The organism is Bacillus toyonensis BCT-7112, assembly GCF_000496285.1.
Classification (GTDB): Bacteria; Bacillota; Bacilli; order Bacillales; family Bacillaceae_G; genus Bacillus_A; species Bacillus_A toyonensis.
The window spans coordinates 546337-559105 of record NC_022781.1; the positions used below are offsets into that span (position 1 = coordinate 546337).

The 12769-nt window shown below is 34.7% G+C and carries 13 protein-coding genes, 1 pseudogene and 1 other annotated feature; of the genes and pseudogenes, 3 read left to right on the forward strand and 11 right to left on the reverse strand.

The window, feature by feature from the left end; genetic code table 11:
- Window positions 1–40 precede the first annotated feature (40 nt).
- The 3 genes from BTOYO_RS02805 to BTOYO_RS02815 all read right to left on the reverse strand — a co-directional run bounded on the left by BTOYO_RS02805 (window position 41) and on the right by BTOYO_RS02815 (window position 3000).
- Complete coding sequence (locus BTOYO_RS02805; RefSeq protein WP_000831897.1) at window positions 41–985, reverse strand: phosphotransferase family protein; 945 nt, start codon at window positions 983–985, stop codon at window positions 41–43.
- Window positions 986–1075: 90 nt separating this feature from the next.
- On the reverse strand, window positions 1076–2098 hold the full coding sequence (locus BTOYO_RS02810; RefSeq protein WP_000437654.1) for a tyrosine-protein phosphatase: 1023 nt from the start codon (window positions 2096–2098) through the stop codon (window positions 1076–1078).
- 179 nt (window positions 2099–2277) lie between these two features.
- The gene (locus BTOYO_RS02815) at window positions 2278–3000 is read right to left on the reverse strand and encodes a hypothetical protein (RefSeq protein ID WP_000207394.1); all 723 of its coding nucleotides are present in this window, start codon (window positions 2998–3000) and stop codon (window positions 2278–2280) included.
- Window positions 3001–3123: 123 nt separating this feature from the next.
- Here BTOYO_RS02815 and BTOYO_RS02820 point away from each other — a divergent pair, with 123 nt between their 5' ends.
- Both BTOYO_RS02820 and BTOYO_RS02825 read left to right on the forward strand, forming a co-directional pair.
- Window positions 3124–3963 carry a DUF2785 domain-containing protein gene (locus BTOYO_RS02820; protein WP_000355436.1) on the forward strand — a complete coding sequence of 280 codons (840 nt, stop codon included), beginning with the start codon at window positions 3124–3126 and terminating at the stop codon, window positions 3961–3963.
- A 17-nt stretch (window positions 3964–3980) separates the two neighbouring features.
- Window positions 3981–4430, forward strand: coding sequence for an NUDIX hydrolase (locus BTOYO_RS02825; protein ID WP_000540494.1), 450 nt, complete (start codon window positions 3981–3983; stop codon window positions 4428–4430).
- Between the two features lie 132 nt (window positions 4431–4562).
- On the opposite strand, the gene BTOYO_RS02830 is transcribed toward BTOYO_RS02825, so the two are convergent.
- From BTOYO_RS02830 to BTOYO_RS02855, 6 genes and pseudogenes are all read right to left on the reverse strand, one after another.
- Window positions 4563–4817 (reverse strand): YbeF family protein, encoded by a 255-nt coding sequence (locus BTOYO_RS02830; RefSeq protein ID WP_001292223.1) that lies wholly within the window; start codon window positions 4815–4817, stop codon window positions 4563–4565.
- A gap of 99 nt (window positions 4818–4916) precedes the next feature.
- On the reverse strand, window positions 4917–5297 hold the full coding sequence (locus BTOYO_RS02835; protein ID WP_001217527.1) for a VOC family protein: 381 nt from the start codon (window positions 5295–5297) through the stop codon (window positions 4917–4919).
- 46 nt (window positions 5298–5343) lie between these two features.
- The gene (locus BTOYO_RS02840) at window positions 5344–6384 is read right to left on the reverse strand and encodes an ROK family transcriptional regulator (protein ID WP_000003043.1); all 1041 of its coding nucleotides are present in this window, start codon (window positions 6382–6384) and stop codon (window positions 5344–5346) included.
- 122 nt (window positions 6385–6506) lie between these two features.
- Window positions 6507–7699: pseudogene (locus BTOYO_RS02845) on the reverse strand (MFS transporter).
- A 69-nt stretch (window positions 7700–7768) separates the two neighbouring features.
- Window positions 7769–8332 (reverse strand): maltose O-acetyltransferase, encoded by a 564-nt coding sequence (locus tag BTOYO_RS02850; RefSeq protein ID WP_000845607.1) that lies wholly within the window; start codon window positions 8330–8332, stop codon window positions 7769–7771.
- Between the two features lie 221 nt (window positions 8333–8553).
- On the reverse strand, window positions 8554–9552 hold the full coding sequence (locus tag BTOYO_RS02855) for a tryptophan--tRNA ligase (protein ID WP_001290874.1): 999 nt from the start codon (window positions 9550–9552) through the stop codon (window positions 8554–8556).
- Between the two features lie 50 nt (window positions 9553–9602).
- Window positions 9603–9810 (reverse strand) — a binding site (T-box leader).
- A gap of 135 nt (window positions 9811–9945) precedes the next feature.
- On the opposite strand from BTOYO_RS02855, the gene BTOYO_RS02860 reads away from it, so the two are divergent.
- Window positions 9946–11121 (forward strand): 1-deoxy-D-xylulose-5-phosphate reductoisomerase, encoded by a 1176-nt coding sequence (locus BTOYO_RS02860; RefSeq protein WP_023440988.1) that lies wholly within the window; start codon window positions 9946–9948, stop codon window positions 11119–11121.
- An 8-nt stretch (window positions 11122–11129) separates the two neighbouring features.
- Here the strand turns inward: BTOYO_RS02860 and BTOYO_RS02865 are convergent, their stop codons facing one another.
- Together BTOYO_RS02865 and BTOYO_RS02870 are read right to left on the reverse strand one after the other, a co-directional pair.
- On the reverse strand, window positions 11130–12251 hold the full coding sequence (locus BTOYO_RS02865; protein ID WP_000416922.1) for an AI-2E family transporter: 1122 nt from the start codon (window positions 12249–12251) through the stop codon (window positions 11130–11132).
- Between the two features lie 63 nt (window positions 12252–12314).
- On the reverse strand, window positions 12315–12563 hold the full coding sequence (locus tag BTOYO_RS02870) for a GlsB/YeaQ/YmgE family stress response membrane protein (RefSeq protein ID WP_000539733.1): 249 nt from the start codon (window positions 12561–12563) through the stop codon (window positions 12315–12317).
- Between the last annotated feature and the right edge of the window lie 206 nt (window positions 12564–12769).

Genomic DNA, 12769 nt, shown 5'->3' on the forward strand with positions numbered 1-12769 from the left:
CCTCAATTCCTATTTTCAAAACTTCATTTTCATAGCTTCATTATAAACTTTTATATATTTCATTATAAAGTGCTTTGACTCGCTCTTTATAGAATACACCTTTATCCTTTATTTTCAAATCTGCTATAAATAAGTTTGCTAGCATGACCGCTGTATCTAGTCTATAAAATAAATTAACAATATGAGGGGTAGCATTAAAGATACTATCATTCTTATATCCATCTTTAAATTCATCCCAACTAACCTCATTTGTTTCAGCTATTCTCATAAGCTCCAATAACGGATGACCAATTAAAGCGTTATCCCAATCAACTATTGCTTTAACTTCTCCATTATACCCAATTAAATTGGCTGGTCGAATGTCCATATGTAATAAACACTTTACATGATTAGCTGTACTAAGAATATGTTCAATTGTTTGTGCATCTGGAAGTTTAATACCACAATTCGTAATTGTATTAAAACCTTCTACTCGTTTCACAATGCGTTCCGCTATATACTTACTAATTGGCTCTTTAATATTCTGCTCGTAATGTAAACCTTCAATTGGCATACTATGAAGCTTGCTGACTAACTTCCCTATTTCGTATGCCGAAATTGGCATATGATCCGTAGCCACATAATCCGATATTAAAAAATCAAGTTCGGTAGAAAGATGCAATCTGTGTATACTTGGTACTGGAATACTTTTTGAATGACAATACTTAGAAAGCTCTGCTTCCTTTTGCAACGAAATCCGACTATTAAATAAATCTTCATTTATATTTTCTACTTCTCTTTCCCACGGCACTCGAAATGCTAAAGGTCCCTTTCCTGAATCTCCGCGAAAAACAATATTTTGCACTCCCGTTCCAATCACCTTTAAATCCTGCACAGCTAATTCCTTATATTCTTGACTTAATATTGTTGTTAAACTTTCCCTTAACTCCTCTGCTTTTAAACGTGTATGGATCATTTTATCCCCCGATTCGTAAGTTCTTTTCATCCATTTTCTCCTCGGTGCACAACATCCTCATAAACAAAATTATAGCAATAATAATAAAAGGAGGCTAATCCAAATCAGCCTCCCTTCTTCTTATTTTTCTTCTAACAATAACATTTTCATTTCCTCTAACGACTCTTTCGTAAAGCCAAGAGCTTTTTCAGCGTATGCTTCAACTGATCCGTATTGCTTATGGATTCCATCAATCGCAGCTTGTAAATATTCGGCGCGTGCTTCAAACATTGCACCTAATATCGCTCTACTCTCATCGTTTTGTAGTTTTGCACCTAAAAAGGCCATCATTTTTTCATTTAATTTTTCACGGAAACCGTTACTTAGTAAATAATCTTCCATTACTGTTTTTTCTGGCACACCTAATAGAAGTAGTAATAATGCTGATCCAAATCCAGTACGGTCTTTTCCAGCTGTACAGTGGTTTACTAATGGTAAGTTTTCCGGATTTTGTGCAAGTTGTAAGAAGCTCACGAACGCCTCGTTACCACTTACGAAATCTTGGTTCATTTTCACAAGATATTCACCTGGTTTCCCCAACAGAGAAAGGTCACCAACTTGGAAAAACTCATTTATATTTAAGTCTTTCGCCAAGTCTTGCATAACTGGTAAGCATACTTGACGAGCACCTGTAATCTCTGGATTTGGCTTATGCTTCACTTCAAAGTCTGTACGATAATCACAGATTAACTTTAATCCAGACTTCTGTAAATACGCAATATCCCACTCTGTTAGTCCCGCTAATTCTTCAGAACGGTACAATTTGCCCCATTTTACTTTACGGCCTTCTGTCGTTTCATATCCTCCCATATCACGGAAATTAAACGCTCCTTGTAGTGGCAATCTACGCTCAGCTACTGTCACTGCTTGTCCATTATTTCCTACTAGTCTAAAATATGGGCGTTCATTTTCACTCGGGTTTTCAATAGTGCATGATGATTCCCCGTTTACAGTTACAAGTAATTCTCCATTTTCTTCAATATAATCTGGTGAAGTACTCCAATAAATGCGTACTTCTTCTATATTATTTTCCCACTTTATATGTAACATATTATCTTCATTTCGTTCTACAGTTGCTTGTAGCCAATTTTCTTGCTGCTCCATTCTTTCACCAACGCTTTCTCTTATAATCGAATCTTTCTCTATTGTATTATAGGAATATCTACTTTTTCGTTCTCATTTTTCTTTTTATCTTACAAACAGGCAAAAAGTTCTTTTACTTGTTCATAATTTGTACACGGATTGCCTCGAAATGAGTTCGAGAGAGTACATCATTCATCCTCCTAAAACTTCCTCACATATCGCTCAATAGAACTAAGCAGCTGACATCCATTCTTCCCAAAAACATCCTTCATCCACTCATTTTGTACATTTGTCTCGCCAATATAATAAGATGCACCTATTTCCTTTAAGACAAACATTGCACCTGTAAAGAATGCTGCTTCGTACCCTTTATTTCGCATATTTGGAGCCATTACGAAATACATAAGTTTCCCTTCTTCTAACGTACCTTTCTCAATATGCGGGATTACAATTCCTATTGGCTCTTCGCTTGCAACTGCTGTTAAACAATGTTCTTTCCATTGCTCACCAATTTCTTGTTCCATCATATGTACAAATTGATTATAGTCGACTTGTTCTTCCGTCATTTCGTTCCAAAAAGAATAAAAAGTATCCTCTCCTACTTCTTCAATCAGCTTAAAATCAATTTCACTTTCTACATCTTCTACTTCATATATATCCTTAAATACAATCATGTTTTCAGTAACATATTCAAATGAATACGTTTCAAAACATTTCTTATACACATCATAATTTGGACTTTTTGAAGAGATCTCAAAATGTAATTTTTCTACCCCCTCTTTTTCAGCCTCAGCAACGCAATATTGCATGATCTCTTTTAATTGCTCTTCTGTAAAAGCCTCTGCATTATTTTCTTTTATCATGATAGAAGAAGCACTTCTTCTTATTTTAAAATGTTTTTCTAACTGTTCTATTGTCGTCATATTCTTCCCTCATCTATGTCATACTCGAATTTCTAATGGTTCTCCTTGCATGAGCAGGATTGTCCTTGAATATATAGAATACTAGAAAAGATCGCATCTTTAAAGTGCGGAGGAGGTTCTCCATTGGATATTACAGCATTGCAACAACAGTTAGAGCTTATACAACAAAATGACTATACGCAACTGCATCATATAAATGTAAATGAGTTAACTTTGAACATGCTTCAGTACATCGGAACGACTGATAGTTACGTTCGTTACCAACTTATATATAAATGTTTTGCGCATTTCATTCATCATGAATTCCTTATGGACGATCAGCTGAAATTACTGTTGCAAACATGTTTAAGTGATGAGTATTTATATTGTGACATTTACTCCCCACATACAGATGGGGTTTTCACACGTTCTTACACTGTTTCTTTAATTGCGTTAATACTTCAATTCGCTAACTCTCACTACTTTTTTACAGAAGAGGATATTGAAGAGATAAAAAATAAACTTATTACATATACAAACTTAGAAATGGACTTTCGAGGATATATCGAAAATAAAGGATGGGCTCATTGTATCGCCCACGTATCTGATGCTTTCACTGAAATTGTTCATAATTCACATACGACTTTTGAGTGGTATGAAGAGCTCATTCATTGTTTATTAAATAAAATCTTCATTCCATCTGATATTTTTCATAATAACGAAGATGAGCGTATTGTTACGCCATTAATATCCATGCTGTATCATGACTTCCAGCAAGATGAGTTAATTTCAATTATTTATAAAAAAATAAAAAGGCTTCCTCAAATTAGAAAACGCCTTTCGCTTAATGAGTATTGTATTTTATGTGCCAACATTAAAACCTTTTTACGTACATTATTTTTTAGAACAAAAGATGATCATAACTTAGCCTATACAGCACGTAAAACAGAAAAAATGTTAAAAGAACTTCCAAACTATTATTAAATACAAGGAGAAAAATTATGGGTTATATTGAAGACGTAAGAAATCTAGTAGGAAATCATCCACTTATATTAATAGGCTCACACGCCATTATATTAAATGAGAAAAATGAAGTATTACTACAGCTCCGAACAGACTTTAACCGTTGGGGTATTATTGGTGGTGCCTTAGAATATAACGAGACGTTAGAAGATGCTTTAAAACGAGAAGTATTTGAAGAAACTGGGCTTATCATTAAAAATCCAGAACTGTTCCGTACATACTCAGGACCAGATTTTTTTCAAATCTATCCAAACGGCGATCAAGTACACGGTGTACTCGTTATTTATATTTGCCGAGAATTCCACGGTGAACTTATATGTGATCAAGCTGAGTCAAAAGAATTACGCTTTTTTCCGCTTGATAGGTTGCCTATTACTCTTCATCCAGTCATTGAGCGGATTATTAAAGAGTTTCAGCACTCTAATTAAAAAACATTACAAAATAAGTACCTTATATTTTATATAAAAATATAACAACCTCATTTCTCGTCATTACAACGTGAAATGAGGTTGTTATCGTTCACCGTAAATCCCTATTTCCCCAAAAAATAATTAGATGATTTAACGTTCTTTTTCTACAGCTTTATATCCCTTTACAAATAAAATAGTTATATAAGAAATAATGAATGAAAAAACAGTATACATGCCCACCCAAAAGAAAAATGATGGATCGTACAATGTAACATTGAACATAAGAAAAATAAGAAATGTTACCATTGGCATCGCGTAAAATGTACCTATTTTATATGTCACAGCTATTGAAAACATACAAATAAGCAATGGATATATACAGAAAATAAAAATTAACTCACTCAATGTTATGTCCCCCTTTCTGAAGAAATAATAGCTTTCTCTTAAACATTTTGGGGAACAACAAAGTTTTATATTTTTTATTCGTTATTAGTAAATAAAATGTTAGATTGTTATCTCGATCTGATTTCCTTCAGGATCACTTACTACACTTTCATAATAACCATCTCCTGTAGTGCGTGGGCCATTTAACAGAGGATATCCTGCTTCTCTTAACCTATCCGTTAATTGGTCTACTTTTTCTTTGCTACCTACAGAAAATGCCATATGCGCATATCCTACTGTTTGTTTTTTTATTACATCGTCTATCCCTACCTGTCTCATAAGTTCTAGACGCGCACCACCTTCAAAAGTTATAAAGTAAGATTCAAACTTTTTTTTCGGATTGTGATACAATACATTCGCTTCACCATTGAAGTACTGTTTATAGAAATCACGCATGCCTTCTAAATCATTCACCCAAATTGCTACATGTTCAATTCTCATAATCGACACCTTTTCTTTTTATGGTATTCAACCAACAATTTGATATTTAATTTTCTTTGCTTGTTCTTGTAATCATAAGATCAAGTCCAAGGCTTTTTAATCCATATAAATAATCTTCTTCCCAATCGCTTACTGTTATTTTCGGAATATGTTCCGCCGGAATGTACTGTGGACAACTTTTTACAATTTGATCTATTACAAATTGATTCACTTCATCATCACAGAAAATAAACGCATGTGGATTAATAATAGCTATACATGTAGAAATTAATCGAGTAATAGCATCTATATTATATTCCTCTGGATTATTCGAATCTCTCACTTCATCTCCACTTCTCAAAGCTTGTAAGAAATTTTTATTATCATACTGCGGAACAAAAGATATCTCTCCCGAGAAAAATGTACTTCCTCGGACTACATCCCCATTTATCATAATACCCGCACCTGGACCATTTTGACCTGAATACAAATATACAAGAGAGGAATTGTCATGGTTTCCAGTGTTTTTATAATAACCAAGCACTGCGGCATTCATATCGTTCTCTATTACTACAGGTATAGAGAACAGATCCTCCAAATGACTTTTTAAATTAAAATTTTGGAACTTTTCATAACCAGGTATATAAAAAATACGACCATTATCTACCGAACCGGGCACACCAATTGATATAGAGCTTATTTTCGGGAATGTAGCGATAAGACTTTCAATATGTTTAGATAATAGGTTTACGCCAGTATCAATTAATACACTTGAAGTACTTCCTTTTTCTTTTACTTCCCCTAAACAGTTAAAAATCGTATAGTTTGTCTCATTTTTTTCTAAAAATATCGCTAAACCTAACATATATTCCGGATTATAAGCATATCGTTTCGCTCTTCTTCCACCACTTGAATCATCTAAACCGACTAAAGTGACTTCACCGTCTTGTTTCATATTTTCTATAAATTTACTTATCGTTGGAAAACTGATTTCTAATGTATTACTAAGTTCAACTTTCGTTGCACTACCTCGCTCTAAAAGAGCTGTACGAATGCCGCGAAGGATCGTCTCTTTAATCGATTTTTGAGTAACAAATTGTTCACTCAAATCGCTCACCACCTTAATCAACATACTTATTAAACACTTTTAATAAGTTGCGTTGACAATATATCACACATCATTTTCTAAAGCAATAGAGATGATATATTTCCACTGCATGCACTCCTTGTTTAGCTCGATTTATTCTCTCTCGTAACAGACGATACAATTCCAGATAAGAGAACAAATAATAAAACAGCTAGCAAGGCATTACGTATTCCGAACGATTCCCCTAGTATACCTAAAAATGGTGGTCCGACTAAAAAAGCTGTATAACCGATGATAGAAACTGCAGCAACATTAGAAGTCGCATTTTCACGATCATCTCCAGCAGCAGAAAGACCAATTGGGAAACCTAGCGCCGCACCAATCCCCCACAGCACTACACCAACTGCTAGAAAATACGAGTTATTCCCAAATATTACGATTAAAATTCCTATAATCGCCACCATAATAGTAGCACGTACGACAGCGACACGACTGAATCGATCAAGGAAATAACTACTACACATACGAGCTAACGTCATTGCCAATACAAAAATTGTGTACATAATAGAACCTGTCACTACACTTTGCTGATGTCCATCTACCATCACGATAGGCAGCCAATCATTTGCACTTCCTTCTGCAAATGCCATTCCAAGCACAAAAAGACCAATTAAAAGCACCTTTTTTTCCATACGTAAGGAAGTACGCTTCGCTCGCTTTTTGTTCTGCGATTTCTCTTTCTTTCCTGTTCCGTGCGGAAGAAAACGATACACCATACATACAAGTAATAAAAACACGGCCGAAATCGCAAGAAACTGATACAGGATTGGGATGTGAAGCGAGGCGGCGACAGTGCCACTGAGCGCGCCTACTAAAGTTCCTACGCTAAAAAACCGTGGAATTTCGGTAGAAGTGCCATTCCTAATTTCTGCTCTATTGAAGAGCCTTCTACATTCAATGAGACTTCTGCCAACCCATATCCTACTCCAAATACTAGCAAGCTACCAAAAGCCCCTATGCTAGAAACAAAATAAATATTAATACTTAAACAAAGTAATCCAACAATTATTAAAAACATACTGCCTATAATAACGTCTCTAGCTCCCTTACAGTCAATAAAATGACTTGCACTCAGTAAACCAATTATTGAACCGACAGATAAACCGAACAAAATCCAGCCCATTTCTGCATTTGAAACTGCTAAAATATCTCGCGCCGCTGCTGTTCTAGAAATCCATGTAGCAAACGCGACACCTGGCAAAGCAAATAAGAGAAAAAGAGCGTTTCGAGAGGCAAGTAATGTCTTTGTATGATTGTCCGCACTATTTTTCTTCATATGAAACACCTTTAACATTGTCTATACAATACGACACCAGTTTATTCAATCATCCGTGAAAAACGATTTCTATAAGTCTATCATTTTCATAACTTTGGCTGGGTTACCACCAACAACTACATTACTAGGTACATCTTTTGTCACAACTGCTCCTGAAGCAATTACAGCATTGTCTCCAATTGAAATACCAGGGTTAATTATAGCTCCCCCGCCAACCCAAACATTGTTACCAATCTTTACAGGTTTCCCATATTCTTTGCCAGAATTCCGTTCTACTGGATGCAACGGATGCGTAGCAGTGTAAATGTGAACACCAGGTGCAAACATACAATTATCACCGATTCGAACTTCACAAACATCTAAAATCACACAATTAAAATTTGCGAAAAAGCTCTTTCCAACATGGATATTGTAACCATAATCACAACGAAAATCAGGATTAATGTGGGTTTTCCCATCAGCTGAAGAACCTAAAAGCTGATTTAATAACGTAAAACGTTGTTCATCTCCTGTCTCCATTGCCTCGTTATAAAGGCGTGTTAAACGTTTTGCCTCCACCCTATCAGCCACTAATTCTTCGTCATCTGCAATATACATTTCTCCCGCCAACATCTTTTCTTTTTCCGTTTTCATAGAATCATCTCCTTTGTAATCAAATGAGTCCTACTTATTAAACCTCTTTAATAAGCGACTTTAATTACACTTATTAAACACTTTTAATAAGCATCCCTATATTAACATACTTTTTAAAATGTGCAATTAATAAATTTAGAAAGAAGATGCGAATTCCTCATTTTGCATGTAGATATAACGAATAAATAATTAAAATTCATATAGAAAAAACAAGGGAACGCTCAGCGTTCCCTCTCAAATCCAATCCGTTTTTTAATTTCCACCAAATTCACCTTCGCAATAGTCCCTGCCCTCTCAGCACCTTTTTCTAACGCTTCATATAGTAAATGCGGTTCATTCATATACGTTGCGTATTTTTCCCGAGGTCCTGCTAACTCACGATCTACAACGCGAAATAACTCTTTTTTTACATCGCCCCATCCGATTCCAGTTTCATATTTTTCACGCATTGACTGAATTTCATCTTTTGTCGCAAATTCTTTATAGATTGTAAATGACGTTTCTAGTTCTTTCGGTTCATTTGGAAGTGAAGAATCTGTTTTTATTTTTAAAATAAGCTTTCGTAGTTTTTCTCGCTCTGCAAATAACGGGATAACATTCCCATAACTTTTACTCATTTTTCTTCCATCAAGACCAGGTAAAATTGCCCCTTCTTCTTGCACTACATACTCTGGAAGCGTAAATGTCATGCCAAATGTATGATTAAAATACGTCGCAATATCACGAGCAATTTCAATATGCTGAATTTGATCTTTTCCAACAGGTACATGAGTAGCTTGAAATAATAATATATCAGCCGCCATTAAAATCGGGTACGTATATAACCCCATATTCACACCTGCATCAATTTCTAATCCCGCTTCTTTATTTTGCTCTACCTTCGCTTTATATGCATGGGCACGATTCATAAGCCCTTTCGGAGTTAGACAAGCTAATATCCAAGCTAATTCCAAAATCTCTGGCACTTCTGTTTGTCGATAGAAAATAACATCTTCTCCAAGTCCGAGTGATAACCATGTAGCTGCTACCTCTTTTGTATAACTACTGAACTTCTCTGGATCATGCACTGCATTTAACGCATGATAATCAGCTATAAAGTACAATGCTTTTCCTTCATTATTTTTTGACATTTGCAATGCAGGTTTAATTGCACCAATATAATTTCCTAAATGCGGATAACCCGTTGGTTTAATTCCTGTTAACATTATTTTTTCGCTCATACTAACTCCTCCTTTCTCAAAATAAAAAACAAAAAGAGTCTCTCATCCTTAAAAAGGACGAGAGACTCCCGCGGTACCACCTTTATTAGCTATCATTAGCTCACTTCATACTTCGATAACGTGAAGTAACCGTCTTTACCTACTCATTTCAGTTAGAAGCTCCAGAGCCCATTCCATATTCATCCCTTACTGATTCCCACCACATATCAGCTCTCTGAAAAGTTTTGAACATGTACTCTTCTCTTTCATTGCTTTTTCGTTTTTTACAGTTTATCACATTCCCTTTCCAATTAAACCCTAATTTTCTGTTTTATATAGCAGGAATTTCCACCTTAATTGTCTAATAATATATAGGTTTGCAGAAGTAATCGAAACAACTTTGGAGGTTTTTTCATGGTAAAATATATATCCATTTTAGGTTCAACAGGATCCATTGGCACATCTGCATTAGATGTCGTTTCCGCTCATCCTGAACATTTTAAAATCGTCGGTTTAACCGCAAATTATAATATCGATCTTCTCGAAAAACAAATTGAATCGTTTCAGCCTCGTATTGTAAGCGTAGCGACAAAAGAATTAGCGGACACATTACGTTCTCGTATTTCAACAAATACAAAAATTACATATGGAACTGATGGTTTAAATGAAGTATCTACCCATCCTGATACAAATCTTGTATTAAGTTCAGTTGTCGGTGTTTCAGGTTTACTCCCAACAATTGAAGCATTAAAGGCGAAGAAAGATATCGCCATCGCTAACAAAGAAACTTTAGTTGCCGCTGGTCATATCGTAACTGAACTAGCGAAACAAAACGGATGCCGCCTAATTCCAGTCGATAGTGAGCATTCAGCTATTTTCCAATGTTTAAACGGAGAAAATAATAAAGAGATTGAGAAGTTAATTGTCACAGCTTCTGGCGGCGCTTTTCGTGATAAAACACGTGAAGAAATGAAAACATTACAAGCGAAAGATGCTTTAAAACACCCAAACTGGTTAATGGGAGCAAAACTAACGATAGATTCTGCCACGTTAATGAATAAAGGGTTTGAAGTGATGGAAGCTAAATGGCTGTTCAATATTCCTTATGAAAAAATTGATGTTATGATTCATAAAGAAAGTATCATTCACTCCTTAGTGGAATTTATTGATGGATCAGTCATGGCACAGCTCGGTGCTCCTGATATGAGAATGCCGATTCAATATGCGTTTCACTACCCTACTCGACTACCTTCATCCTATGAAAAATTAAATTTATTAGAAATTGGTAGTTTGCATTTTGAAAAACCAAATTTAGAGAAGTTCCCCTGTCTACAATACGCATTTGAATGTGGCAAAATTGGCGGTACAACTCCAGCCGTATTAAATGCAGCGAACGAAATTGCAAATGCACTATTTCTTAAAAATGAAATTGCATTTTTTGATATCGAAAAAACAATTTACAATACAGTTGAAGCTCATCATAACGTAAAAGATCCTTCACTCGATGCTATATTAGAAGCTGATCAATGGGCACGCCAATACGCAAATCAATTATTAATAAAAAGAGCTAAAACAGTTTTCTCTGTTTAGCTCTTTTTTTACGTATTCAATTTTACAAATCTATAACCATGTGTAACTAACACTTTTAATATCGCATATCCTGGAATTGCTAAAACTATCCCCATAATACCGAATAAATTACCAGCAGTTAAAATGATAAAGATTATTGTAATCGGATGGATATCTAGCTTTTTCCCCATTACTTGCGGGGAGATAAACTTACCTTCTGCTAATTGCACAACCATCATAACGATAATTACCTTTAAAACCATTCCTGGCGAGTCAATAAATGCGATAATTAACGCTGGAGTTATTGCAATAACTGGACCTACGTACGGAACGATATTTACAATCATCGCTAAAATAGCAAGTAATACCGCATATTTAATACCAATAATAAGATAGCCAATTAATAGCATGATACCGATAAACAAGCTAACGATAATTTGCCCTCTTATATACGAACTAATCGCATAATGCATATCATCTAGTATTCTCATTGCTGCCGGTTGTCTTTGCTCTGAAATAAACTTCAAAAAGTGATTCGGTAATTGTTCACCATCTTTTAATAGATAGAACAATATAAACGGAACCATGACAAATGTTAAAACAACTTCTGTAAGTGTACTTAAAAATCCAGTTACATTTCCAGTTACTGATGATAATGACTTTGTAAAATCAACTGTATAGTCTTTTACTATATTCGCTACATCAATATTTAAATTCTCCTGAATTTTACCAAGTAAATTACTTTCCCCAAATCTACGTGCTGCTCGTTCGATTTCATGACCGAAATACGGTAAGTTATCTATTAATGCATCAATTTGATCTTTAATAATAGGGATAACCGTTACAACTAAAAACACAAATAATCCTAGTACTATTAAATATATCGAGGCTATCGATACGATTCTTGAAACACCTTTCTTTTCTAAAAGTGAAACGAATGGGTGCAAGATATAAAATAGCACTCCGGCTAATAATACCGGGAAGAATATTGTTTTTAAAAAGACGATAAACGGAGTAAAAACGAAAGAAATTTTTGTTAGCAATAATATGTTAATGAACAATAATGCAAATCCAAGTAACACTGCTAAATAATTTTGTTCCCTAAAAAACTTTTTTAACTTGTCTCTTTTTCTTATATTTACTTTTTCCAATGAAACCACCTCTTTGAATGATGAAAAGCCCTTACTCAGGGCTTTTCATCATTATCTATATCTTTATTTCCTTGCAGCTTTCACTACAAATGATACAATAAGAATTAATACGATTGCTCCTAATAATGCTGGCACGACATGAATTCCACCAAATGATGGCCCAAAAGATCCAAATAATCTACCACCTAACGAAGCACCTAATAAACCTGCGATAATATTTCCGAACATACCACCTGGGAAATTTTTACCTGTTATAGAACTAGCAATTGCACCTATAATAGCACCAACTATTAATGTGATAATCCATCCCATTTTTAGTCCTCCATTTCTATTATAGTTTGTATGATCAAATACAAGAGTAACAAAACTCTCATATAAGATTACTAATTCATTTACACTAACCATATTCTGCTATAAAAATAAACGCAAGGACATTATATGTATGGAGATACATATATTATATGCAAAAAAGAAAATCATTGTCAAACTTACCCAAAAATCAATTATATTAATATACC